The 22,156-nt window shown below is 60.6% G+C and carries 24 protein-coding genes; 11 read left to right on the top strand and 13 right to left on the bottom strand.

The window, feature by feature from the left end:
• Window positions 1-175: 175 nt before the first annotated feature.
• Genes lpdA through E4P09_RS10200 form a run of 4 tightly spaced genes read right to left on the bottom strand, consistent with a single transcriptional unit; the run spans window position 176 to window position 5,068 of the window.
• Window positions 176-1,570, bottom strand: coding sequence for a dihydrolipoyl dehydrogenase (gene lpdA, locus E4P09_RS10215; protein ID WP_137389508.1), 1,395 nt, complete (start codon window positions 1,568-1,570; stop codon window positions 176-178).
• Between the two features lie 3 nt (window positions 1,571-1,573).
• Window positions 1,574-2,812, bottom strand: a complete 1,239-nt coding sequence (locus E4P09_RS10210; protein WP_137389507.1) for a dihydrolipoamide acetyltransferase family protein — start codon at window positions 2,810-2,812, stop codon at window positions 1,574-1,576.
• 1 nt (window position 2,813) lies between these two features.
• Window positions 2,814-3,827 carry an alpha-ketoacid dehydrogenase subunit beta gene (locus E4P09_RS10205; protein WP_137389506.1) on the bottom strand — a complete coding sequence of 338 codons (1,014 nt, stop codon included), beginning with the start codon at window positions 3,825-3,827 and terminating at the stop codon, window positions 2,814-2,816.
• Window positions 3,828-3,829: 2 nt separating this feature from the next.
• Window positions 3,830-5,068: a thiamine pyrophosphate-dependent enzyme gene (locus tag E4P09_RS10200; RefSeq protein ID WP_137389505.1), complete on the bottom strand. Its 1,239-nt coding sequence runs from the start codon at window positions 5,066-5,068 to the stop codon at window positions 3,830-3,832.
• Between the two features lie 513 nt (window positions 5,069-5,581).
• On the opposite strand from E4P09_RS10200, the gene E4P09_RS10195 reads away from it, so the two are divergent.
• From E4P09_RS10195 to E4P09_RS10185, 3 genes are read left to right on the top strand one after another with little or no spacing between them, the layout of a single operon-like run.
• Window positions 5,582-6,055, top strand: a complete 474-nt coding sequence (locus E4P09_RS10195) for an Lrp/AsnC family transcriptional regulator (RefSeq protein ID WP_137389504.1) — start codon at window positions 5,582-5,584, stop codon at window positions 6,053-6,055.
• 48 nt (window positions 6,056-6,103) lie between these two features.
• On the top strand, window positions 6,104-6,670 hold the full coding sequence (locus E4P09_RS26950) for an MmcQ/YjbR family DNA-binding protein (protein ID WP_487392613.1): 567 nt from the start codon (window positions 6,104-6,106) through the stop codon (window positions 6,668-6,670).
• Window positions 6,667-6,984, top strand: coding sequence for a GNAT family N-acetyltransferase (locus E4P09_RS10185; protein ID WP_239025121.1), 318 nt, complete (start codon window positions 6,667-6,669; stop codon window positions 6,982-6,984). The genes E4P09_RS26950 and E4P09_RS10185 overlap by 4 nt, the downstream gene beginning before the upstream one ends.
• 19 nt (window positions 6,985-7,003) lie before the next feature.
• Here the strand turns inward: E4P09_RS10185 and E4P09_RS10180 are convergent, their stop codons facing one another.
• Both E4P09_RS10180 and E4P09_RS10175 read right to left on the bottom strand, forming a co-directional pair.
• Entirely contained in the window at window positions 7,004-7,882 is an 879-nt protein-coding gene (locus tag E4P09_RS10180; RefSeq protein ID WP_137389503.1) for a sigma-70 family RNA polymerase sigma factor, read from the bottom strand.
• Window positions 7,883-8,205: 323 nt separating this feature from the next.
• Window positions 8,206-8,856, bottom strand: a complete 651-nt coding sequence (locus E4P09_RS10175) for a glutathione S-transferase N-terminal domain-containing protein (protein ID WP_137389502.1) — start codon at window positions 8,854-8,856, stop codon at window positions 8,206-8,208.
• Between the two features lie 134 nt (window positions 8,857-8,990).
• Between E4P09_RS10175 and E4P09_RS10170 the strand changes: the two genes are divergently transcribed.
• A complete protein-coding gene (locus E4P09_RS10170; protein ID WP_137389501.1) occupies window positions 8,991-9,623 on the top strand; it encodes a TetR/AcrR family transcriptional regulator in 633 nt (210 codons plus the stop codon).
• A 67-nt stretch (window positions 9,624-9,690) separates the two neighbouring features.
• On the opposite strand, the gene E4P09_RS10165 is transcribed toward E4P09_RS10170, so the two are convergent.
• Window positions 9,691-10,095, bottom strand: coding sequence for a MerR family DNA-binding protein (locus E4P09_RS10165; protein ID WP_239025120.1), 405 nt, complete (start codon window positions 10,093-10,095; stop codon window positions 9,691-9,693).
• 171 nt (window positions 10,096-10,266) lie between these two features.
• Between E4P09_RS10165 and E4P09_RS10160 the strand changes: the two genes are divergently transcribed.
• Window positions 10,267-10,632 (top strand): SpoIIAA family protein, encoded by a 366-nt coding sequence (locus E4P09_RS10160; protein ID WP_137389499.1) that lies wholly within the window; start codon window positions 10,267-10,269, stop codon window positions 10,630-10,632.
• Between the two features lie 225 nt (window positions 10,633-10,857).
• Window positions 10,858-11,994, top strand: a complete 1,137-nt coding sequence (locus E4P09_RS10155) for an amidohydrolase family protein (RefSeq protein WP_137389498.1) — start codon at window positions 10,858-10,860, stop codon at window positions 11,992-11,994.
• Between the two features lie 161 nt (window positions 11,995-12,155).
• Here E4P09_RS10155 and E4P09_RS10150 read toward each other — a convergent pair whose 3' ends face one another.
• Window positions 12,156-12,548: a VOC family protein gene (locus tag E4P09_RS10150; protein WP_137389497.1), complete on the bottom strand. Its 393-nt coding sequence runs from the start codon at window positions 12,546-12,548 to the stop codon at window positions 12,156-12,158.
• Window positions 12,549-13,247: 699 nt separating this feature from the next.
• On the opposite strand from E4P09_RS10150, the gene E4P09_RS10145 reads away from it, so the two are divergent.
• Both E4P09_RS10145 and E4P09_RS10140 read left to right on the top strand, forming a co-directional pair.
• On the top strand, window positions 13,248-13,577 hold the full coding sequence (locus E4P09_RS10145) for an antibiotic biosynthesis monooxygenase family protein (RefSeq protein ID WP_137389496.1): 330 nt from the start codon (window positions 13,248-13,250) through the stop codon (window positions 13,575-13,577).
• 37 nt (window positions 13,578-13,614) lie between these two features.
• Window positions 13,615-14,232 (top strand): class I SAM-dependent DNA methyltransferase, encoded by a 618-nt coding sequence (locus E4P09_RS10140; protein ID WP_170984345.1) that lies wholly within the window; start codon window positions 13,615-13,617, stop codon window positions 14,230-14,232.
• Window positions 14,233-14,312: 80 nt separating this feature from the next.
• Here E4P09_RS10140 and E4P09_RS10135 read toward each other — a convergent pair whose 3' ends face one another.
• Together E4P09_RS10135 and E4P09_RS10130 are read right to left on the bottom strand one after the other, a co-directional pair.
• Window positions 14,313-14,681: a cupin domain-containing protein gene (locus E4P09_RS10135; RefSeq protein WP_205042082.1), complete on the bottom strand. Its 369-nt coding sequence runs from the start codon at window positions 14,679-14,681 to the stop codon at window positions 14,313-14,315.
• A gap of 61 nt (window positions 14,682-14,742) precedes the next feature.
• Complete coding sequence (locus E4P09_RS10130) at window positions 14,743-15,612, bottom strand: LysR family transcriptional regulator (protein ID WP_137389494.1); 870 nt, start codon at window positions 15,610-15,612, stop codon at window positions 14,743-14,745.
• Window positions 15,613-15,774: 162 nt separating this feature from the next.
• On the opposite strand from E4P09_RS10130, the gene E4P09_RS10125 reads away from it, so the two are divergent.
• Window positions 15,775-16,749 carry a LysR family transcriptional regulator gene (locus E4P09_RS10125; RefSeq protein ID WP_137389493.1) on the top strand — a complete coding sequence of 325 codons (975 nt, stop codon included), beginning with the start codon at window positions 15,775-15,777 and terminating at the stop codon, window positions 16,747-16,749.
• Here E4P09_RS10125 and E4P09_RS10120 read toward each other — a convergent pair.
• Together E4P09_RS10120 and E4P09_RS10115 are read right to left on the bottom strand one after the other, a co-directional pair.
• Complete coding sequence (locus E4P09_RS10120) at window positions 16,662-17,387, bottom strand: ribonuclease activity regulator RraA (RefSeq protein WP_137389492.1); 726 nt, start codon at window positions 17,385-17,387, stop codon at window positions 16,662-16,664. The genes E4P09_RS10125 and E4P09_RS10120 overlap by 88 nt on opposite strands.
• 36 nt (window positions 17,388-17,423) lie before the next feature.
• A complete protein-coding gene (locus E4P09_RS10115) occupies window positions 17,424-18,797 on the bottom strand; it encodes an MmgE/PrpD family protein (RefSeq protein WP_137389491.1) in 1,374 nt (457 codons plus the stop codon).
• Window positions 18,798-19,053: 256 nt separating this feature from the next.
• On the opposite strand from E4P09_RS10115, the gene E4P09_RS10110 reads away from it, so the two are divergent.
• On the top strand, window positions 19,054-19,830 hold the full coding sequence (locus tag E4P09_RS10110; protein WP_137389490.1) for an SDR family oxidoreductase: 777 nt from the start codon (window positions 19,054-19,056) through the stop codon (window positions 19,828-19,830).
• On the opposite strand, the gene E4P09_RS10105 is transcribed toward E4P09_RS10110, so the two are convergent.
• Window positions 19,827-20,954: a Rid family hydrolase gene (locus E4P09_RS10105; RefSeq protein WP_137389489.1), complete on the bottom strand. Its 1,128-nt coding sequence runs from the start codon at window positions 20,952-20,954 to the stop codon at window positions 19,827-19,829. The two genes, E4P09_RS10110 and E4P09_RS10105, sit on opposite strands and share 4 nt — an antisense overlap.
• A 263-nt stretch (window positions 20,955-21,217) precedes the next feature.
• Between E4P09_RS10105 and E4P09_RS10100 the strand changes: the two genes are divergently transcribed.
• On the top strand, window positions 21,218-22,144 hold the full coding sequence (locus tag E4P09_RS10100) for an amino acid ABC transporter substrate-binding protein (protein WP_205042081.1): 927 nt from the start codon (window positions 21,218-21,220) through the stop codon (window positions 22,142-22,144).
• The last annotated feature ends 12 nt before the right edge of the window (window positions 22,145-22,156 follow it).

Genomic DNA, 22,156 nt, shown 5'->3' with positions numbered 1-22,156 from the left:
GTTCGATCCCCGTGAGAACGATTAACGGTTTTGCGGCGCGTAACAATGGGCTTTGCAAATGACGCACTGGCGCGCAAGGACGCTGTCGCCGCGTCAATGCGCGACAGTCCAATCCATGGAGGGCCGGCAATTATACTGCACCCACCATCGACCATGAGGCGCGCGCGCGGCTGGCTTACAAATGGAGGGGGCGCTCGATGGCGGCCAGGCTAGCCTCCTGGAAGGCTTCGCCCATGGTCGGGTGGGCGTGAATCGTGCCGGCGATGTCTTCGATCCGCGCGCCCATTTCGATCGCGAGCGCAAAGGTAGAGGCCAGTTCCGAGATTCCGGCACCGACAGCTTGCACGCCGAGGAGCACATGGTTGTCTGCGCGGGCGACGGCACGGACGAAGCCGTCCTCCCGTGCGATGCTCATGGCGCGGCCGCTGGCGCGGAAGGGAAAGCTGCCCGCGACGACCTGGATGCCCTCCTGCTTTGCCTGTTCCGGGGAGAGACCCGCGGTCACCACCTCCGGGTCGGTGAAGCAGACGGCGGGAATGCATTGCGCCGACCACCTGCGCGGCAGACCTGCGATAATCTCCGCGACCATCTTGCCCTGCGCCATGGCGCGATGGGCGAGCATGGGCTCGCCGGTAACGTCGCCGATCGCATACACACTGCGCATCGAGGTCTCGCAGCGGTCGCCGATCGCCACATATCGGCCGTTCATGGCCAGCTGGAGCTCCTCCAAGCCCCAGCCTTCGACGACCGGCCGCCGCCCAACCGTCACCAGCACCTTATCGGCCGAGATTTGCCTCGGTCCCTCGCCAGCCGGCTCAAGCGCGAGGCTCTTGGCGCCTCCGTCATATCTGCTGGCCTGAACCGATGTGAAAACCTCAATGCCGAGGTCCTTCAGCCGCCTCGCGACCGGGGCGGTCAGCTCGGCGTCATATTGCGGCAAGATGCGCTCAGCCGCCTCGACCACGGTGACCTTTGCGCCGAGCTTCGCGAATGCCGTCCCGATCTCCAGTCCGATATAGCCGGCTCCGACCACCGCGAGCCTGTTCGGGACGTCCACAAGCGACAGAGCATCTGCCGAAGACAGAATGGGCCCGCCGAAGGGCAGGTGCGGCAGCGCCTGCGGCGCTGAACCGGTGGCGATGACCACTGCCTCGGCGTGTACGACATGGCTGCCGTCATCTGATTGAACCTCGACGGTCTTGCCATCGAGAAAGCGCGCGCGGCCGAGCATAGCCCTGACCTTTGCCTTCCGCAGGAGGCCGTCGACGCCCTGGTTCAAGCGCGACACGATTGTGTCTTTCCACCCGACCGCCGTTGCGAGATCAAGGCTGGGCCTGCCGGCCTTCAGGCCCATGCTTTCAAGCTGCCGGTTGCCGCTCAGCCGGTGGAATTCGTCGGCGATGTGGATCAGCGCCTTGGAGGGGATGCAGCCCACATTGAGGCATGTGCCGCCAAGCCTGCCACTTTCGACAATGACGGTATCGAGGCCGAGTTGGCCGGCGCGAATGGCGCAGAGATAGCCGCCCGGTCCGGCACCAATGACCAGGAGCTTGCAGGTCAGTTCGGCCATGGCTCACGCATCCACAAAGATGAGGGCTGGCGTTTCGAGAAGCGCCTTCAAGCGCTGAACGAAGACGGCGGCATCCCAGCCGTCGACCACGCGATGGTCGAAGCTGCAGGAGATGTTCATCATCTTGCGCGGCACGAAGCGGGTGCCATCCCAGTGTGGGCGAACGGCCATGCGGTTCACGCCGACGATCGCCACTTCCGGATGATTGATGATCGGGGTCGTCGCCAGCGCGCCGAGGGGGCCCAGCGAGGAAATGGTGATCGAGGAGCCCGTCAGCGCCTCGCGGGTTGCCTTGCCCTCTCGGGCTGCGTTCGACATGCTAGCCACGTCCTCCGCGCATTCCCAGAGGTTCAGCGTCTCGACATGCCGTATGACGGGCACCATCAGCCCGGCCTCCGTCTGCGTGGCGATGCCGATGTGAACGCCGCCGAACTGGCGCAGCACGCCGGCTTCGGCATCGTAATGGGCATTGAGCGCCGGCTGTCGGCGCACCGCATCGACAATCGCCAGCATGAGGAATGGCAAAACCGTCAGCTTCGGCCTGTCGTCAGCGTGCTCCTCGTTCAGCTTGGCACGCAGCGCCTCCAGTGCGGTCACGTCCACTTCCTCGATGATGGCGAAGTGGGGGATCTCGCGATAGGCATGCGAAACGCGCTCCGCGATCTTGCGACGAAGGCCGACGATGATGGTTTCGCTGATCTCCGCGTTGGGGACCTTGCGGCCGACCTGAGCGCTCGATTTGCCCGATACGAACGCGTCGAGATCCTCGTGCGTAATGCGGCCGGCCGGGCCGCTGCCCGGCACGAGGCGAAGGTCGATGCCCGCTTCAATGGCGCGCAGCCTCACCGCCGGCGATGCCAGTGGCTTGGCGCCGGGCGAACGCGCAACAGGCGGATGGACCGGTGGGGCTTCGTCTTGCTGGGCACCCCTTGCCCGTGATGCCTCGAGTTTCGGCTGCTCGACCGGGGCCGTTGCAGGCTCTTCCGCCACATTGCCTTCACCCTCGACCTCCAGCCGCACAAGCTCGGCGCCGACCGCCACGGTCTCGCCGACGGCCGCCGCGAGCTTGACCACCTTTCCTCCCGCGGGTGAGGGGATTTCGACGGTTGCCTTGTCGGTCATCACGGCCGCGAGCGTATCATCCTGGCGAACGTCTTGCCCGACCGCCACATGCCATTCGACGAGTTCCGCCTCGGCTACCCCTTCGCCGACGTCGGGAACACGGATCGAGAGCAGTCCCATGTCAGGTCTCCAAAAGCTGCTTCATCGCCCGGCCGACCCGCGCCGGGCCGGGGAAATAGTCCCATTCCTGAGCATGGGGGTAAGGTGTGTCCCAGCCTGTCACCCTTTGCACCGGCACCTCGAGGCTGAAGAAGCAGTTGGACTGCACCAGTGCTGCGAGTTCCGCGCCGTATCCGCCGGTCAGCGTGGCCTCATGGACTACGAGACAGCGGCCCGTCTTGCGGACGGAAGCAACGATGGTGTCGAGGTCGAGAGGGAGCAAAGTACGCAGGTCGATGACTTCGGCATCGATGCCGTTTTCCTCCGCTGCGGCCAGCGCGACATGCACCATCGTGCCATAGGCAAGCACCGTCAGTGCCTGGCCTATCCGCCGAACCGCTGCCTGGCCGAGTGGCGTCAGATGATAGCCGGGCTCGACCTCGCCGAGATCGTGATTCTTCCAGGAGACGATCGGCCGGTCATGATGGCCATCGAAGGGCCCATTGTAGAGCCGCTTCGGCTCAAGGAAGATCACGGGGTCCGGATCCTCGATGGCCGACAGCAGCAGGCCCTTGGCGTCGGCCGGCGTCGACGGCACCACGGTCTTCAGGCCGGTGACATGCGTAAACAGCGCTTCCGGGCTCTGGCTGTGGGTCTGTGCCCCATAGATGCCGCCGCCGGTGGGCATTCTGATGACGAGCGGGCAGGTGAACTCGCCGGCCGAGCGATAGCGAAGCCGCGCGGCCTCCGACACGATCTGGTCGTAAGCCGGGTACATGTAATCAGCGAATTGTATTTCCACGCAGGGTTTCAGGCCGTATGCGGCCATGCCTATGGCCGTGCCGACGATTCCCAGCTCGCTGATCGGCGTGTCGAAGCAGCGGGCCTTGCCGTATTTCTGCTGAAGCCCCGCTGTGCATCTGAAGACGCCGCCGAAGAAGCCCACATCCTGGCCGAAGACGACGACGGTCGGATCGCGCTCCATGGCCAGGTCATGGGCGCTTCTGATCGCCTCGATCATGGTCATCCTAGCCATGATCAATATCCGGCTTCATGGCGCTGCCGCAGCAGATGGGGCGGCATGGTGGCGTAGACGTCCTCAAACATGTCGCGCGGCGAGGGCTTGCGGCCGGTCTGAAGGGTGCCGATCGCCTCGGCCTCCCGCTGCGCGGCGATCACCGTCTCCATGATCTCGGCCTCGGCTTGCGCATGGCGTTCCTCGGACCATTCACCGCGGGCGATCAGATGGCCCTTGAGCCTCAGGATGGGGTCACCGAGCGGCCAAGCGCTGCTTTCCTCCTTGGGCCGGTAAGCGGTCGGATCGTCGGAGGTGCTGTGGGCGGCGACCCGATAAGTGACATATTCCACGAGCGTGGGGCCGAGATTGGCCCGCGCCCGTTCGGTTGCCCATCTCGCCACCGCGCGCACGGCGAGATAGTCATTGCCGTCGACCCGCAGGGCAGGGATGCCGAAGCCGTGCCCGCGGGCGGCAAAGGTTCCAGAGCCGCCGCGCGCGATGCCCTGGAAGGTCGAGATCGCCCACTGGTTATTGACGATATTGAGAACGACGGGCGCCTTGTAGGTCGAGGCGAACACCAGCGCGGCGTGGAAATCGTTCTCCGCAGTCGCGCCTTCGCCGATCCATCCCGCGGCGATCTTCCGGTCGCCCATGATGGCGGACGCCATCGCCCATCCGACGGCTTGCGTGTACTGCGTGGCGAGGTTGCCGGATATGGAGAAAAATCCGTGCTCGCGGGAGGAATAGAAAACCGGCAGCTGCCGCCCGTGCGCCGGATCGCCCGCATTGGAGTAGACCTGGCACATCATCTTCACGAGCGGATAGCCGCTTGCAATCAGGAGGCCGGCCTGCCGATAGGTGGGAAAATTCATATCGCCCGGCTTCAGCTCGGGCTGGAAGCCGCAGCTCACGGCCTCTTCCCCGAGATGCTGCATATAGAAGGAGGTCTTGCCCTGGCGCTGCGCCATCAGCATGCGGGCGTCATAGGCGCGCAGGGTCAGCATGTCCCGCAGGCCCTTGCGCAGCTCATCAGGCGTCAGGTCTTCCGCCCACGGACCCACAGCCTCGCCTTTCCGGTCGAGAACGCGGATGATGGTGAAGGCGAGGTCTCTGATGTCCTCGGGGTTTACGTCCACAGGCGGACGGCGAACGGCGCCCGCCTGGGGGATTGGAACGCGGGAGAAGTCCGGCGTATCGCCCGGCCGGAATTCAGGCTCCGGGATGCTCAGTTGCAACCGCACAGATGTTTCTTCAGTCATCGCAAGCCTTCACGACGAGGACGTGAAGTCGGTGGTCAGGACGTACGGAGTTTCGCATGGCAAGCGTGAACGAAGAGCCGCATACGGGACGGGTGAAATGCATATCTGCCGCTTTCGCTATCTGCCCAATTCTAACACACTTCACTTTCGCTCCCATGGGACAGATCTTCGATGCCAGGCAGCACTGACACGCGAGCGACGAAAGTGTCGGCGGTGAGGGTGCCCACAGGCCGGTAGAGCAGCACTACGCTTGACCGCTCTTGGGCGGCGGGGCGGACCGACATGGACTGCAGAAGGAAGCCCATCCGCTGCACAATGCCCAGCACTCTGGCCAAGTGATTGAGCGGATCGCACGAGGTGAATCGTATGAACTGGCTGTCGGCTTCCATGTAGGAAACTTATCGGAAGGTGCATGGAAGCGGCTTTCGTTTTTGACCGTGAACAGGCGCGAGAGTAGACAACTCATCTGCAGAACGCGATAATTGCAGAAGAATCGTTCTGAAGAGTCTTCGCATGGTCAAACCGCTGGATCGCATCGACCGCAAGATTCTGCGGGTGCTGCTCGGGAATGCGCGGCTTTCCAACAGCCAGGTGGCCGAGATGGTGGGGCTCTCCCCCAGCCCGTGCTGGCAGAGAATCCGCCGGCTGGAGCAGGATGGCTATATCACCGGCTATGTTACCCTGCTGAACCAGCGGCTGCTTGGCGCGACGGAGACGGTCATCATAGAGGTCACGCTGGACCGCCACGACGACGAGATCCTGGAAAGCTTCGGGCGCGCAATGGCGGCAATGCCGGAAGTGCTCGAGGTCTATCTGACGACCGGGGAATACGATTATTTCATAAAGGTGGCCGTCAACGGCACCGCCGGCTACGAAGAGTTCCTGCGCAAGAAGCTGTACAGGGTGCCCGGCATCCGCCATTCGCGGTCAACCTTCGCGCTGCGATGCCTGAAGCAGACGCACTCCATAGCGCCTATGGTTGACTAACTGGCAGAGAGATGAGCGCGATGGCCTTCGACTACCGGTAGGGCTGCAATGAGCAACGATCGCGGTTCGGTTCCCGACAGATGGCTTGACGAGCTACGCTGGCGATGCCTGGCGCTCCCGGAGGCTGTCGAAGAATCTGCGTGGGCCGGCACGCGCTGGACGGTTCGTGGAAAGAATTTCGCCCATGTGCTCATGATCGACCGGGGATGGCCGCCGGCTTACGCGCGCGCCACGGGGATAGAGGGTCGGGGATGCGTCCTGACCTTCCGCTCCTCGCGGGTCGAGATAGATCCGGACTATTTTGAGCGTCCTCCATTCTTCCGTCCTCGTTGGTGGCCGGATATCGCCGGACTGGTGCTCGATGAGGATACGGATTGGAGGGAAGTCTCGACGCTCATAGAGGCAAGTTACCTCAGGCTTGCGCCCCGAAAGCTTGCGGCACGCGCCGCCGCGCCTCGGCCCGTCATGGATGCAGAGATGGGCGAGCTTGCCAGGCTTTGGTTCGATGGCTGGAAGGACGCGCACGCCGACCGACTGCCGCAAGAGCTTACGAGACATCGTACACTTGAAAGCTTCACTGCGCGTTGCGTGCGGAGCGGGCGGATGCAGCCGTGATCGGCCCGGCGGGTGCACCGCTGGGCTTCTACCTGCTCAAGGGCGACGAGCTCAATCAGCTTTATGTGGGGAGCGAAGCCCGCGGATCAGGCATCGCTTCAACCCTGATCGCCCACGCCGAAGCCCGCCTTCGCCAGATCGGGGTCGAAACTGCCTGGCTCGCATGCGCCATCGGCAACGAGCGTGCTGCCCGATTCTATGAGAAAAGCGGGTGGTGCCGGTCGGGCGTGGTGGTCAGCCGATTGCCTACACCCGACGGCGTGGTCGAGCTCGAAGTCTGGCGATACGAGAAGCGCCTTTTGCCAGGGAGCTGAGAGAGCCCGTCCCGAGCCATCAATGAACGCTTCCTTCCGCAAGGTGACGCAGCTTGTCCGGATTGCGCATGATGTAGATCGCGATGATCTTGCCGTCGACGATTTCTAGGGCGGTGGTCTGCGGAAGGCCATCGCCCTCGATCGTAACGAAGCCGGGCAAGCCGTTGATCGTCTCAAAGCTGACGAGCTGCGACATGCTCCGCGCGAACATCCGCGCGAGCGAAGCATGGACCTGCACAGCCTCCTCGATGCCAACGATCGGTGCTCTGGCAGCGGGACGCTTTCCCCCGCCATCGGAGTAAATCGTCACATCCGCGGCAAGCAGCGACCGAAGGGCCTCGGTGTCACCGCCACGGGATGCTGCAAAAAAAGCCTTGGCGATCTCGAAACCTCGCTCCTTCGAGACGGGAAAGCGCGGCCGGCCCGCCCGAACATGCGTGCGCGCGCGGCTGGCGAGCTGACGGCAGGTGGCGGCATCGCGTTCGATGGTCTCGGCGACCTCGTCGAACCCGAGGCCGAACACGTCGTGCAGAAGAAACGCGGCGCGTTCAAGCGGCGATAGCCGCTCCAGCGCCATCATCAGCGGCAGTGTCACGTCGTCCAACTCGTCCGGCTCCGTCTCCACAACAGGCTCGGGCAGCCAAGGTCCGATATAGGTCTCGCGCTGCCGACGTGCTGATTTCAGCACGTCGAGGCACAGTCGGGTGACGATACGGCGCAGGAAGGCTTCCGGCTGACGCACCGCGCTGCGGTCGGCATCGAGCCAGCGCAGGAAGGCATCCTGCACCACGTCCTCGGCTTCGGCCATCGATCCCAGCATGCGGTAGGCAATGCGGGTCAATTTCGGACGCAGCGGATCAAAAGAGTCCGCCGCGTCCTGGTTCGGCTGCGGGACCATCACGCCGCCTTCCGGATGCTGGATCCGGCACGTCTGACTTGGAGCCCGACATTGAGACGGCGGAAGGCGTTGATCGCGCCGATGAGCAGAGTGATCCGATCAGTGGCTTGACCACACCGCAGCGGGCGAGCGGGTTGGGGCGGGGCGGTCATTGCTGTTCCTCCATAGTGCGGGTTGCGATGACATGACGAAACACAAGCCCCCTGTGTGACATGCGCCGCAAACTTTTTTCCGACCTCAGTTCCCGAAGCTTCTGCTGCATGCGATCCTGTGCGATATCGTTTCGGTATCCATCAGTCGCATGATCGGCGAGACAGCTTCGGCTATTGCTCTGAGCGCGCAACGGGAGCGTAGAAGATGCCGCTATCTCCGTAGGGTCCGAGGCCCTCGGCAGCGAGCGCCTCTTGAACTTTCGGTCGCTGCCCGACGCTCTTCATGAAGGCTTGAAGGCCCGGCCATCTCGCAAGCTCAACACTGTTCCAGGGAGACCAGTTGAGGCAGACGAAGAGGTAAGCGTCGACCACCGTGAATGCTTCGCCGGTGACATACGGAGTCTTCATGTGCTTGCTCAGCCAGGTGAGCCGCTTCGATACGTGATCGAGTAGCGCCGCCTTTGCCGGCGCGTAGGGCGGCATCATGAGCATGGCCATCGGCTTGTGGAGTTCGGAGGTGATGAAGTTCAGCCAGGATTGGACCCGTGCGCGTTCTATCGTGCCAGAGCTCGGCAGCAAGCCGCCCTCCGGATGCAGCTCGGCAAGGTACTGCACGATCGCCGGTCCCTCGGTCAGTTTCTCTCCATTGTCCAGCATGAGGACGGGAACATAGCCGTTTGCGTTAATGCGAATGAAATCCTCGCCGTCGCTGGTCCGGTGGGTGGCGCGGTCCACATTGATGAGCTCGATCGGGATGCCGAGTTCCCTGCAAACGATGTGGGGGGACAGCGAACAGGCCCCTGGATGCATATAGAGTTTCACGGGCAACCTCCATCTTTGCCACAAGGCCTGGTCACCACAGCTCGTCAGATGACCGCGACCAGATCTTAGGTGGACTTTTGTACTATTCCGCATAAAATGGATCGCGTCAACGGATTTTGTTCGAACCAGTACAAATGTCGAAACTCCCCAAGAAAACCGGGCGACCGCGCGCCTATGATCCTGATCAAGCGCTCCAGCAGGCGAGGTGCGTCTTCTGGGACGGCGGGTTCAGCTCAACATCTCTCGACGATATCAGCGCCGCCACATCGATGAATCGGCCTAGCCTCTATGGTGCATTCGGCGACAAGGAGGCGCTCTATCTCAAGACGCTGGAGCGATACAGGGACGAGAGTCTGGGGGCGCTGCGCGATGCTCTCAGCCCCGATCGACCGCTGAAAGAGGGGCTTCATCTGGTCTATTCCAGATCACTCGATACCTATCTCGCCGGTGAGCGCTCGGCGCGCGGCTGTTTTCTGATCGGCACGGCCACGGTGGAGGCCGTAAACCACCCGGAAATTCGAGCGATTCTGTCCGGCAGCTTGGATGCTTTCGAGGGCGTCATCGAAAACAGACTGCAAATCGCGGTCGAGCGCGGAGAACTCGAGCGGCAAACGGATACGGTCGCATTGTCGCGATTCCTCTCAGTTGTCATGCATTCGCTTGCGGTCCGCGCACGCGCGGGACAGTCGCGAGAGGTGCTCGACGATATCGCGCGGTCTGCGGTCGATCTGGTCTGTGGATCGAAGACGCGCGCTGAGACGAGGTAGTGCCGGTTGTAGCCCGTGGCCAGATCTCCATTGGCAGTCTTCCGTTGGAGACCACTGCCTCCGTCGATTATTGCCACTCAGGATCTTCGGGTTCGGCCAATTGCTGGAGGACGCCACAATTGGCCCCAGGCCCATAGCGGCAGAGCCTGTCGGAGCTTTCTATGAGTTCCAGAATACTGCGCTCCAACGCCTGTATCTCGGCGAGCTTGCTGCGAAGGTTTGCCAGATGTGCTTCCGCTATGGTGCGCGCCTCGCGACATGATCGTTCCTGGTCGTCCATAAGCGAGACGAGATCGCGAACCTGCGCGATCGGAAAGCCGAATTCTCGACAACGGCGGATGAATGCCAGCTTCCTCACGTCGTCTCGGCCGTAGGTGCGCTGTCCGCCGAACGCGCGATGCGCCGGCGGCAGAAGTCCGATTGCTTCGTAATACCGGATGGTCGGCGTCGTCGTGCCGGTGATCCGCGCCAACTCGCCTATCCTCAGGGCCATGAAAAAATTTCCAGCCAGTCGTCTTGAACTTCAAGGTGCTTGAAGGGGTAGATAAGCCACAGCCTCACACCTGTGAAGCGGAAGAAGAGCTTTGGCGGAAAGGTCAGCGTCCTGCAGCGTTGCGGCAAGATCTAATAAGAGCAGGTTTCGATGATCGATTTCATGAAGGAAAGCAACGGAGATATTGTCGGGATCAGGGCAACCGGCAAGCTGACAGGTGGAGACTACAGCGACGTGCTCGTCTCCTGGTTGGAAGGCCTGATTCAGCGCTACGGAACGCTTCGCGTCCTGTTCTATATGGACGAGGATTTTCGCGGCTGGGACCTCCACGCTGCTTGGGCGAACACGGAGCTTGATTTCAAATTCAGAAGCAGATTTGAAAGGGTGGCGATCGTCGGCGCGCCCGCTTGGGAGGAGTGGTGTGTTCGGCTCGCGAGCCTCGTGGTGAAGGGCGAGCTGCGCCTCTTCAAATCTTATCAGCTGGCCGAGGCCTGGGAATGGCTGCGAGCCTCGTGAGCGCTGGAGGGCTTTCTCTCAAATCGACCGTACTGCGGCCTAGACTATTGTAAATTGTTGCCCAGACCGTTCCCAGCGTTTCTCCCGCTACCTGAGTCGCTGTAAGTTGTTTCACCAGTCACGGCTGCAATGTCTATTTTCGTCGTATCGACGCGTGGACCCTAGATCGCACGCAGAACATCCAAGCTACTGCGCGGTCTCACCAAGGCGCCATCGAAAGGTGCGATGATGCTCATCAACGGCAAACCCGCCGCACGGATTATTGCTCTGGAGGAAGCATTTTTGCACCCCAAGGTTTGGGAGCACTATCCGGATTGGCTCCAGCAGCGGTTCAGATTGGTCAAGCCCAGGCTCATGGATGTGGGACCGGAGCGCATCCGTCGTATGGACGCGGCAGGGATTGACCTGCAAGTGCTTTCCCATGTGCAGCCCGGCGTCCAAGCGCTCACTGATGCAGGGTTGTCGGTGGCTCTATGCCGAGAGGTCAATGATTGGTTGGGCGAAATAGTGAGGGCCTATCCCGAGCGGTTTGCCGGCTTTGCGATGCTGCCTACGCAATCGCCACCGGATGCCGCCGACGAGCTTGAACGAACTGTTAGGCAGCATCAATTCAAGGGTGCCCTTGTCAATGGGCACACCAACGGGAAGTATCTCGATGACCGCTCCTTCTCAGTCCTGCTCAGCCGGGCCGAAGCGCTTGATGTTCCGATATACATTCACCCGACTGATCCTCCCCCACCTGTCATTGACGCTTATTATGAAAACTATCCCGCTCTCATCCCGGCCTGGGGGTTTCTCGTAGAAACCGGTACGCACCTGCTGAGGATGATTGTTTCGGGCGTATTTGATCGTCATCCAAAGTTAAAGATCATTGTCGGGCATATGGGTGAATTAATACCCTACACCATGGCGCGTCTGGCCCAAGCCCTCACCTTTGGCGAGTGGCTCATTAGAGCGGAAGCGGCTCGGGCCGCGCATATCGCGCCATCCAGCGCCGGTATGGAAAGGAGTTTGAATTACTATATGTCACGGAACGTGTTCATCACGACGAGTGGGGTTTTTGATCAGCCCGTATTCGAATGCGCAAAGGCCTATATCAATATCGACAATATCCTATTTGCTGTTGATGATCCGTTCCGCGACAATATCGAAGGGGTCGATTTCCTACGCAGCGTAAATCTATCGGCCGCGGATAGAGAAAAGCTGGCACATGGAAACGCGGAGCAAATACTCAAAATACCTCGCGCCGACGGAACGGTCACAACCAGATCGGCGATTGGCTTTGCGGCAAATCTGGAAAGTCTTAGAGCGAGGATTAAATCGAGGCTCGGCCGCGCCCTGATCAACGCTCTTATAAGGTGACCCGGACCATGAAAAAGGCTGCCGCGAACGCGTAATGAGCAGACGCCGCAGCTTTGCCGTCCCATAGAGGCTGAAATCGCCGTCTCCAGCACATGGACGTACCCGGACGGATGACGCGCTCTATGGGACCGTTGGTTCAATGGCCGTGAAGCGTCACGGCCTTACTCAGTGGACTCGTGCAGCATGATCAGGTTTCCGCAGCCATCCTCGAGTATGGCGGTGGTGGGGTAATCCCCATGCTTCTGGGGCTCTCTCCGGAATTGCACGCCTAGCTTCGTAAGCCGTTCATATTCCGCCTGAACGTTGTCGCAGCCGAGCGAGGTGAAGGGGATGCCATTGTCGTAGAGCGCCTTCTGGTAGGCGCGCGAGAACTCATAGCCGGAGGGTTCCAGCAGCAACTCGACCCCCGAGCCATCCGCCGCGATCACCGTCAGCCATCGCGCTCCGTCGGCCGGAAAATCCTGCTTTTTCACGAAGCCCAGCTTGCCGACATAGAAGTCCTCGGCCTTCTGTTGGTCGTGCACCAATACCGAAGATAGGTTGCAACGGATCATTGTCTTGCTCCCTTGTCTGTTTCGGGCCGCAGGGTGGTTTCTAGCGCGTTCCGCTTTTCTGCGAATCGCGGATCCGCGCTAGGTCCTTGCTTGGTCGCATTTTCTTCACGCGAACCGGTGTCCACCTCGCTCGAAAATGCTTTAGCCTGTCGAGCCATTCGGTCGAGGCCGGCCGCACCGGTTCGGGCCTTCAGGGCCCTCGCTGTCCCGGCCAGTGGTGCGCATGAGCTCCCGTGCTGCCGTTTTCCGGGCGCCGCAGGGTGTTTCAGGAACTCGCTCGGATCGGATCTGCATGCGGTAACGGCCACCGACACGGATAGCTGTCTCCGCGTTCCCGCCCATGCAGCGGCGCATATGCGATGGAGACAACCTAGAGTGTGTCCAGGGAAAGCGGCAAGGTTCTGGTGAGCGCAATCGTGCATTCAGGCTCCACCCCCAAGGGAAACCGAGAAAGCAGCCCGCTGTTACTGCCTCCCGGGGCAACTTTTCCGCTTTTGCGCCTAGTTCCATGAACATGGATCGTCTTCCCTACTTGAGCACTGACGCTCGTCTACCGCTTGAAGCAGCTTGAAGTTCAAGATCCTCAATTCAGGTGCTTGACAAAGGCGACCGGCGAATATGCCCTTATACCTATCCGGGTTCACGTTATCTGCGTACGAGGCCAAGTTCGACTCCGCTCTCAACCAAATGAGGCTCCTAATGATCGGGCGACTCTGGAAGACAGGATTGAAACCTGGACGCGGTGACGCATACGAGACGTTTGCGCGAGAGATTTCCCTGCCCATGTTCTGCAAGCAAAAGGGATTTCTCGGCTGCGTGATGAGCCGTGATGACGAGACAGGCCTCGTTATGACGTTCTGGGAAGACCTGGACGCCGTGAAAGCACTTGATACCTCGCCGACTTACCAGGAGACCGTGTCCAGGATTCTCGCTGCGGACCTCCTCACGGCCGAGCAGACTACGACGATCGGGGAAGTGCATTTGCTTGATCTCGCAAAAGTCGCAACGGGCCAGCATGACATCCGGTGATATGCCGCCAATGGAGAGTGCAGAACGGGATCGACGCGTGGCGGACAGCTATGACGCAGTCGCCCAGGCGTATGCTGCAAGTGTCGCCGGCGTGGACCGCAAGCCGCTCGATTTGGCATTTCTCCACCAGTTTGTTCAGCGGCTCGGCCGCCGCGGCCCAGTGTTTGACATCGGCTGCGGGCCAGGCGACGTGACGCGGTACTTGCATGATGCCGGCGTGGAGGTGGAAGGTATCGACATTTCGGCGGCCATGATTGCGGAAGCACGCCGGGCTCACCCCCAAGTCGCCTTTTCCGTGGGCGGCTTTGCGGATCTCGGCGAAAGGCCGAAAGCGCCAGCTGGGATCGTGGCCTTCTATTCGCTCATTCATCTGCCTCCGTCCGATCTTCAGGAGGCCTTCCACCGGTTCAGGCGAAATTTGCAACCGGATGGCCTCTTGCTCGTCGCATTTCACGTCGGCGACGGTGCTACGCAGGTGGACGAGTGGTTCGGCAAGCCAGTCTCGCTGACAGGCTACTTCTTCTCGCCGGCACAATTGTCTGAGATGCTGAAGGAGGCCGGCTTCACCATCGACTCCACGCTCATCCGGCCGCCCTATCCGGAAATGGAGTTTCCGAGCGAACGAATTTACCTGCTGGCCAGGTCGGAAGCTTGAGAGCTCAGTTGTGAGACCTGGCGTCTAATCAAACATGATGCGTTTCCTTCACACGAGCCTTCGCGCCGGCGTCCGCCGCTTCACCGGGGGCTCAATGTGCGATCTCCCTTCGTCGTGGGGCATGCTATTGCAAGAAATGTTGCCTCCCGATCGGATTCGTTGAGGACCTGATGAGACCGGCCTGGCACGATCTCGATGCCGTCGTGAACCGCCAGTTTGGTTCTTTCGCCCTCCACCTCGATCGTCAGCTCTCCCGAAAGGACGAAGAAGAATTGCCGCGCCTTGGTATGAAAGTGGCGCAGCTCGGATGTTCCTGGGGGCATCGCCTCTTGAACGACAAGCATGTCAGGCCGGTCCACCAGGTCCCAGCTGAAGCAGTTGGAGCCCCACGGGCGCGGCGCGATCGCGTCCTTGTTTATCATCCGTTGCCCTCCTAAAAACCAGGCCATATACCGGCTGCCGCGGTCTTCGGAACAATATTTTGTTCGCCTGGCTGAAAGACGAAGATCGTCATATCAGGAGATTCTTCAGTCGCTCTGATCCCGGATCATTACGAAACACGAGCGAGATTTCGTTGATCCGGATCTGCTCGTCCAGCTCGATGAATTTCACATTGCCGACGCGCAGCCGCGAAGATGTCTTTGGTACGATCGCCACGCCGAGGCCGCATGCGACAAAGCCTATCTGCGAGATGATCGAGACGGCCTCATGCTTGATCAAAGGGCTAAAGCCGTTCCGGATACAGCCCGAGATGATCGCATCGTAGAGTTCAGGATTCACATGGCGGGATGCGAAGATCATCTCTTCGTCCGCAAGTCGCGTTATATGGATTTGCCTCTCCCGTGCAAGCCGGTGGCGATGTGGAACCGCGGCAACCAAATGGTCGGACGTAAGCGGAAGGACGGTGAGATCCTTCTCAGTCCGCATAATCCGAATGAGTGCGATGTCAATCTCCCGGCGCCGAAGCATGTCCTGGGCATGGGCCGTATTGACTTCTCGTATGAGGACCTCGAATTCCGGATCTCGCTCCTTTGCGGCCGCGAGGAGACGCGGCAAAGGATCGAACAGTGCAGATGTGATGCATCCGATCCGCAGCACGTTACGCATACCGTCCTTCGCTCGGCGCGCGATGACCTGGAGCCTTTCGATATCCGACAGGACTCGACGTGCTTCTCGCAGGAGGAGCTCGCCCGTCGGCGTCAGCGTCACGGCACGGCGGTTGCGCTCGAACAGCTTGACTTGCAATCGGGCTTCGAGGTCCTGGATCTGCTGGCTCAGAGGTGGCTGGGCCATGCCCAATCGTGCTGCGGCCCGTCCGAAATGCAGCTCTTCGGCAACAGCCACGAAATAGGTCAGCCGCCTTACGTCGCGAAAGTCCATGATGTCTCGATCGTTGATTGTTCATACGATTAACATATCAATGAGCGAGGATAAATATATTTTTGCGGATCTTGCTGCATGCTTACCGTATCGTGGCAATAGAAATCGACACAGGCAGACCCGAACTGCCGAGAGGGGGCGGGCCGCGGAGGCCGGTATGCCATGACCTCAGATCAGCTCGCCTTGTTCGTGAGAATTGCCGAGAGCGGGTCGTTGTCACGCGCTGCGCTGTCGCTCTCGCTGACCCAACCCTCGCTTAGCCGTCAGCTTCGTCTGCTCGAGGACGAACTTGGAGCCGCGTTGTTCTATCGGAACGGCCGGGGTCTCATCCTGACGGAAGCGGGCGAGGCCTTGCTTGGCCGCGCTCGCGCCATCCTCTCTGACCTTTCATATGCGGCAGAGCTGATCTCTCATCTCGGTAGTGGCGTCCGCAATGCCGTTATCGGACTGCCGCCAACTTTGAGCGCAGTTCTGACCCTGCCGCTCACGACGGCGCTGCTCTCGGAGTTCCCCGGCATCAGGCTGCGCCTTATCGAGGGCTTCACAACCAGCCTGGTTGACAAGCTGTCCCGCGGCGAGGCGGATGTCGCGATCATGTATCGCCCAAGGGCTGCCGACCAGTTTTCCGCCGAGCCGCTGTTCTACGAACGCCTGTGTTTTGTGACGGCCGCCTCCAAATGGCAGGCCAAGTCAGAGATTTGCTTCGAGACGCTCTGCCGGCAGCCGCTCGTGCTGCCGGCCCGGCCTCACGCTCTACGCGTTCTGCTCGAAGAGGTCGCGAACGCAAGGCACCTGCGGCTCGATATCCAGTTCGAGGTCGATTCATTCTCTTCGATCGTTCAGTTCGTCGAAAGCGGGATTGCCGGATCGGTCCTGCCGGCTGCGAGCGTCGCCCGCCAGATCGCATCGCATCAGATATTCGCCCTCCCGATCGCCGATCCGCCAGTCACCCGTCACATTGTTCTTGCGACATCGCGAAACCGGCCGCAGGCCAGCGGGCTAGGCAAGCTCATCGCCGCGATCAAAGCGCAGGTGCATGCTGTTACGGCTCATCCCGAGGGAGCGCCGTTGCTTGCAGACGCCGTAGGCGGAGTTCGCGCTGCAAATCTGGCCTTGGCCGCCTCGTCGGGCGGGTAAAGACCGGGGAGGGGCTGACCCTCCTCGACCTCCTTCAGAATCCATGCCTCGAGTTCCTCCTGCGCAGGCCCATCCTTGATGATCTCGTCCACGAGCTCTTTCGGGATGACCACCGCGCCGTCGTCGTCTGCTACGATGATGTCCCCGGGAAGCACCGCAACGCCGCCGCACCCCACCGGCTCTTGGCACCCGACGAATGTCAATCCAGCGATCGAGGGTGGTGCTGCTGCACCTCGGGCCCAGACGGGCAGGCCTGTCGCGATCACGCCGGCCGCATCACGAACCGGCCCATCGCTGACGAGGCCTGCAACCCCCCGCAGCCTCAACCGGGCGCACAAGATGTCGCCAAGAATTCCGCAGTCATCAATGCCGCCGGCAGCGACAACCGCGACACTGCCGGGTTCGACGCGCTCGATTGCGGCGCGGCTCGAGCTTGGCGAAGTCCAGGCCGCCGGGTTCGCCAAATCCTCTCGGCCGGGGATGAAGCGGAGGGTGAAGGCTGGTCCGACCAGCCGATTACCTGGCCGCAGCCGTCTAGGACCCTTCATCCACGTTCTGCGCACGCCACTTTTCAACAGGAGCGTGGTTATGGTGGCCGTCGAAAGCGACGACAGGATTTTGCGACGATCTTCATCCATAATAGGAGATGTCCCAGCGAGCGTTTCCACTAGCCGTCACCAAACGGCCGCCGATGTTCCCGAAAAGGTCGCGCAGAGCTCGCGGACCTCGCCCAACCTCTCCAGCCGGCCTACGCAGGAGACGATTTCTCTCGTTCGAGCGGGTCCCAATATCGGTTCGACGAGCATGTGAAATTTGGAGATTACCCGCTCGCCTTGCTGCATCACATCGGTTTCGGGCATGCCGCAATCCGATCTGGCTGACAATTCGCGCCCGCCGCGGGTGAACGCCGTGACTTGCGCGAATGTCAGCGGGAAGCGTTCATCGAACTCCACGCGGATGCGATCTCGTAATTCGACGACATCGCTTCTGTTGACGTTTTCGTCCGTATAACTTTCCGGGCTCGAGGTATCGATGCCCAGCGCGGCAAAGGCTGCAAGCAGGCGGAAACTGAATTTTCCTTCCATGCCGGTTCTCGGCGACTGGATGTTGCAAATCTTGTCGCAAGCCGGGTTGACGCGAACGACCATTCTTTCAACTTCGTCGGGCGACAGGCCGTCGCGTATGAGCATGAGCACGCTGTCGATTGTCGAGTGCGTCTCGAAGCAGGCGGCATGGTACTTAAACAAATTGTCGAACAAGTGCAGCCCGCCGCGCGGGTTTTGAAGGGCTGCCTCGGGGTTGAAGTCCGGCGAGTGTGTCGCCGCGAAGCCCTGGCTACATTCCAGAATATCCGAGCGGCCGGTCAGGCCGCGACGCGCAAGGTTCACTGCAACCACTGCGTTCTGCGCGGCGCGCGCCACCTGCAGGATCTTGCTCATCGATCCGAATACGGACTTCATGCCTGCTGCCTGGGACGCGGCAATCGACAGTGCGGTCAGCGTATGGGCGTGATCCAATCGTTGGATGTAGGCGCCGCCGACTGCGGCCCCGAGGCATCCAACAGTCGCGGTTGCTTGAAAGCCCCGTGCGTAGTGACCGGGCGCCACCAGCTGTGCCAAGCGGCATACTGCTTCGTAGCCCACGACAAAGGCATCCAGCAGATCGCTGCCCGAGGCGCCCCGTTTCTCGGCGAGCGCCAGCACAGTCGACAGTACGGGAACGGAAGCGTGGCCCGGCATGGCCAGGTTGACGTCGTCATAATCCAATGCATGCGAAAGGGCTGCGTTGAGCATGGCTGCCGTCGCTGCGTGGGCCTTTCGCGGATGGCCGACGATCGAGGCTTCCTCTCCAACGCCCTCCTTCAGAAATTCGTCGCGCAGGAGTTTTGGCGCGGGCTCTTTGATGGCTGCCAGAGACACGCCGATCCAATCGAGCACACACTGTTTCGCAAGCTCGTCGATGGCTGCACGCTCTACGGTGTTCGGTGCCTCAAAGCAGGTCGCGGCCAGAAGCGAAGTCAACGGTAGGTTATTCGCGCCATTATCCATAAAATTTCGACCAGAATGTCAGAGAGTGCGTTGGGAATGGCACATATTAAGAGTCTGAATGGCGTGATGATACAATTAATATCAGATATTTATTTTTGTAATATCTAAGGTAGTGTTGCATATTCATTTGGAATCGCGTGTAATATTGATGCATACTCGCCGCCATCATCGTTATTGTGGAACTTGTTCAGCGGCTTAACGACGATCCCAGTCGTCGTAATCGCGACCAAAAGACGAAAACATGGGGAAGTGCCAAATGGATCTCGAACTCGCGGGGAAGCGGGCTCTTGTACTCGGTGCGAGCCGGGGAATGGGCCGAGCGATCGCGGAGCGCCTTTCCCATGAAGGCGCGCATGTCGCGATCACGAGTCGATCATCCTTGTCAGCTTCTGCGGCCGCGGCCGGCATTGGTGCTCATGTACAGGGCTTTGCCTGGGACACCGGAGATATCAACGCCACCACGAGTTTTCACCAGCGTGTCGTCGAGCGTTTCGGTCCGCCCGATGTGCTTGTGCTGAATTCCGGAGGACCTCCCGCGGGTCCAGCCAGGAATGTGCCGAGCGCGGAATGGATGCGGTGGTTCGAGCGTCTCTTTCTCGGGCTGGTTCAGTTGGTGGATCTTTGCTTGCCGAGCATGGTCGATCAGCGATGGGGGAGGGTTCTCAACATTTCTTCATCCGGCATTGTTCAGCCCATCGAGAACCTTGGCATATCCAATGCGCTAAGGCCGTCGCTGGTTGGCTGGATGAAAACCGTTGCCAACGAGGTCGCTCCCTGCGGCGTCACGCTCAACACCATCGTGCCAGGTCGTATCGAAACGGAGCGTGTGGTCGAGATAGACGCTGCAAATGCGAAACGCCGAGGGCTAGATGTCTCTGAGATCAGGAGGATGTCGTCCGCACAGATCCCAATCGGCCGCTATGGCGCGGTCGGCGAAGTGGCGGCGGCCGCAGCGTTTCTCTGCAGCGGCCCGGCATCCTTCATTACGGGCGCAATACTGCGTGTCGACGGTGGCCAGATTCGATCCATCTAGCGGCTGCGTGCGAGAACCATCGAAGCCATCATGCTGGACGGAGAGGCGGGCCTTTGGAGCTCGACGGTCGCGCGCGCCGGCGGCGGCTCCGAAAAATACGTTCCGTACACCTCGTTCATCGCCGCAAATTGCGTCAGATCACCGAGAAAGACGTTCACAAATGCAGCATCCTCGATCGAAAAGCCGTGCGCGGAAGCACTGCTCGCGAGCTGCACGAGAGAATGGCGCGTCGCATCGGCCGTCGTCGCGCCCGTTCCGCGGGATGTGCCGCAGAAAAGCGTGTCGCCGAGCCGCGCGCTGTCGAGGCCGGGTCGGTTGCCATCGAGCGCCTGTCTGTCCAATGCCGCGACAGCTGAGACCGCGATGGTCGAACGGCCGATCAGCGCGTTCACGCGGAGGAAGCTGACCGCCACGCCCATTCCATCGAGCAATCTGCCAAAGCCTTCCCGGACAGTGGCATCGTCCCACGAACCATCGTAGACGACAGTCAGAGAGGCGAGGTGGTCGACATCCATTCCATGCTCTGTGAGGTGCCGCGAAAGGTCGCCTAAGAACGAGCGCAGCCCTTCTGCGGTTGGATCAGCCCAACCGTCCAAGGCAAAATACATGCGGTCCATCGTGGCGGCACCCGAAACCCGGCTAACGCGATTGTCGATTTCCGGCAGAAATGCCGGCTTTCCGGTCCAGGCCACAGCAAGAAGCTCCGTCTTTGTCGGCTGGCTCGGATCGCCCGACACCAGGGGCATTCGCGAAACCTCAAATGCCAAGTGAGCCGGGCGGTGCGATCCGACATAGTGATCGTAAGCCTGCATCTCCAATGGGGCATCGCCGGCAGCGCTTAGATAGATTTGAGTAGAGACAATATTGTGCGCATCCAGACCTGCGGCGCGCAAGATGGCAGCGACCTTGTCGATCGATTCCTGCATCGTCCGACCGCCTTGTCCGGAGATGTAGAGATAGTCGTCGGCCAATATTCCGGGAGAGTATGGCCCCAATGGCTTTGACGATGACGGAAATATTTGGCGGCGGCGCGGATCGGTGCTGGACAAGATGTGGACCTCGAGGTCGCTCGTGATTTCCGTTGCAACGAAGGGGCCGATTTTGGCTCCTTCACCTTTGCGCATGTGATCGCAATGAGGATTATCTGTTATCGGAGCAGCTGCTTGGCCAATACTATCGGCGACTTACTGTATTCACGCTTTCCGGCAGATGGCATCAGGCTGGCACATCCTGTCAGTCTTCATATCCGCCAGATATGACAGATGCACGCCGATCGAATTGGACCGGATCAAGTCCATATGTTTTGCTGAGCTGGGGAGGAGCAAAATTGGGGGAAACACCCAGAATCGGCTCCCTTCGTGCAGGAACGGACTGACGGGAGACGCTTATGTCCATACGAATTCCAAACATCTTGGGCGGTTTGGCTCTTGGCGGGCTACTTATGGCCGTCTTTCCAGCCACCCCCAATGCTGGAGAACTTTCGGGTACGCTGAAGAAAATCGCCGACACCGGAACAATTGCTATTGGGCATCGCGAAGCGTCCATTCCGTTCTCCTATGTCACCGATGACGGCGAGGTCGTCGGGTACGCCTATGAGCTGTGCCGGCTTGTGGCCGACAAGATCAAGGCGCGCTTCGATCTGGAGCCGCTCAAGATCACCACTGTTCCTGTGGCGGGATCTGCGCGTATTCCACTGCTTCTAAACGGCACTATCGACCTCGAATGCAGCTCCACAACCAACAATCTCCGTCGGCAGGAGCAGGTCGCCTTCACCATGACTCATTTCGTTGCCGCGATCCGCGTCGCCGCGAAAAAGGATTCCGACGTGAGGCAACTGGCCGATCTCGCGGGGAAAAGGGTGGCTGCGGTGGCCGGAAGCACCACCATAAGTCTGCTGCAGGCGCTGAATGCCGAACGCAATCTGAACCTCGAGATCGTGCAGGGCAAGGACATAGCCGAAACCTTCCTTCTCCTCGAAACCGATCGCGTTGCGGGCATGGTGATCGACGACATCCTGGCTGCGTCCAGCATTGCCAATTCGCGCAACCCTGATGGTTACATTATTTCGGAGGAGGCGCTTTCGGTCGAGCCATACGCGATCATGCTCCGCCGCGATGATCCGCAGTTCAAGGCGGCGGTTGATGCCGCCATGTTGGAGATCATCACGTCCGGCAAGATGGAATCGCTTTACAACAAGTGGTTCATGGAGCCCATTCCGCCCCGTGGCATTGTCCTCAACCTGCCGATTAGCAGCGGCATGCGCAAAGCACTGGCCCAGCCTTCGGATACGGCCGATCCAGCCTATTACAAGTAGCGTTGTGCCCGA

The organism is Rhodoligotrophos defluvii (genome assembly GCF_005281615.1).
Taxonomy (GTDB): domain Bacteria; phylum Pseudomonadota; class Alphaproteobacteria; order Rhizobiales; family Im1; genus Rhodoligotrophos; species Rhodoligotrophos defluvii.
Note: the sequence above shows the minus strand (reverse complement) of the source record. Positions and strands in the feature narration are given on the sequence as shown.

What these genes read in the sequence shown, in the direction of transcription:
- E4P09_RS10150 (WP_137389497.1), bottom strand. Translation starts at nt 12,548, where the DNA reads ATGATCCGTTGCAACCTATCTTCGGTATTGGTGCACGACCAACAGAAG.
- E4P09_RS10145 (WP_137389496.1), top strand. Translation starts at nt 13,248, where the DNA reads ATGATCGGGCGACTCTGGAAGACAGGATTGAAACCTGGACGCGGTGAC.
- E4P09_RS10210 (WP_137389507.1), bottom strand. Translation starts at nt 2,812, where the DNA reads ATGGGACTGCTCTCGATCCGTGTTCCCGACGTCGGCGAAGGGGTAGCC.
- lpdA (WP_137389508.1), bottom strand. Translation starts at nt 1,570, where the DNA reads ATGGCCGAACTGACCTGCAAGCTCCTGGTCATTGGTGCCGGACCGGGC.
- E4P09_RS10125 (WP_137389493.1), top strand. Translation starts at nt 15,775, where the DNA reads ATGACCTCAGATCAGCTCGCCTTGTTCGTGAGAATTGCCGAGAGCGGG.
- E4P09_RS10130 (WP_137389494.1), bottom strand. Translation starts at nt 15,612, where the DNA reads ATGGACTTTCGCGACGTAAGGCGGCTGACCTATTTCGTGGCTGTTGCC.
- E4P09_RS10205 (WP_137389506.1), bottom strand. Translation starts at nt 3,827, where the DNA reads ATGGCTAGGATGACCATGATCGAGGCGATCAGAAGCGCCCATGACCTG.
- E4P09_RS10120 (WP_137389492.1), bottom strand. Translation starts at nt 17,387, where the DNA reads ATGGATGAAGATCGTCGCAAAATCCTGTCGTCGCTTTCGACGGCCACC.
- E4P09_RS10180 (WP_137389503.1), bottom strand. Translation starts at nt 7,882, where the DNA reads ATGGTCCCGCAGCCGAACCAGGACGCGGCGGACTCTTTTGATCCGCTG.
- E4P09_RS10195 (WP_137389504.1), top strand. Translation starts at nt 5,582, where the DNA reads ATGGTCAAACCGCTGGATCGCATCGACCGCAAGATTCTGCGGGTGCTG.
- E4P09_RS10105 (WP_137389489.1), bottom strand. Translation starts at nt 20,954, where the DNA reads ATGCGCAAAGGTGAAGGAGCCAAAATCGGCCCCTTCGTTGCAACGGAA.
- E4P09_RS26950 (WP_487392613.1), top strand. Translation starts at nt 6,104, where the DNA reads ATGAGCAACGATCGCGGTTCGGTTCCCGACAGATGGCTTGACGAGCTA.
- E4P09_RS10160 (WP_137389499.1), top strand. Translation starts at nt 10,267, where the DNA reads ATGATCGATTTCATGAAGGAAAGCAACGGAGATATTGTCGGGATCAGG.
- E4P09_RS10200 (WP_137389505.1), bottom strand. Translation starts at nt 5,068, where the DNA reads ATGACTGAAGAAACATCTGTGCGGTTGCAACTGAGCATCCCGGAGCCT.
- E4P09_RS10115 (WP_137389491.1), bottom strand. Translation starts at nt 18,797, where the DNA reads ATGGATAATGGCGCGAATAACCTACCGTTGACTTCGCTTCTGGCCGCG.
- E4P09_RS10135 (WP_205042082.1), bottom strand. Translation starts at nt 14,681, where the DNA reads ATGGCCTGGTTTTTAGGAGGGCAACGGATGATAAACAAGGACGCGATC.
- E4P09_RS10110 (WP_137389490.1), top strand. Translation starts at nt 19,054, where the DNA reads ATGGATCTCGAACTCGCGGGGAAGCGGGCTCTTGTACTCGGTGCGAGC.
- E4P09_RS10170 (WP_137389501.1), top strand. Translation starts at nt 8,991, where the DNA reads ATGTCGAAACTCCCCAAGAAAACCGGGCGACCGCGCGCCTATGATCCT.
- E4P09_RS10100 (WP_205042081.1), top strand. Translation starts at nt 21,218, where the DNA reads ATGTCCATACGAATTCCAAACATCTTGGGCGGTTTGGCTCTTGGCGGG.
- E4P09_RS10155 (WP_137389498.1), top strand. Translation starts at nt 10,858, where the DNA reads ATGATGCTCATCAACGGCAAACCCGCCGCACGGATTATTGCTCTGGAG.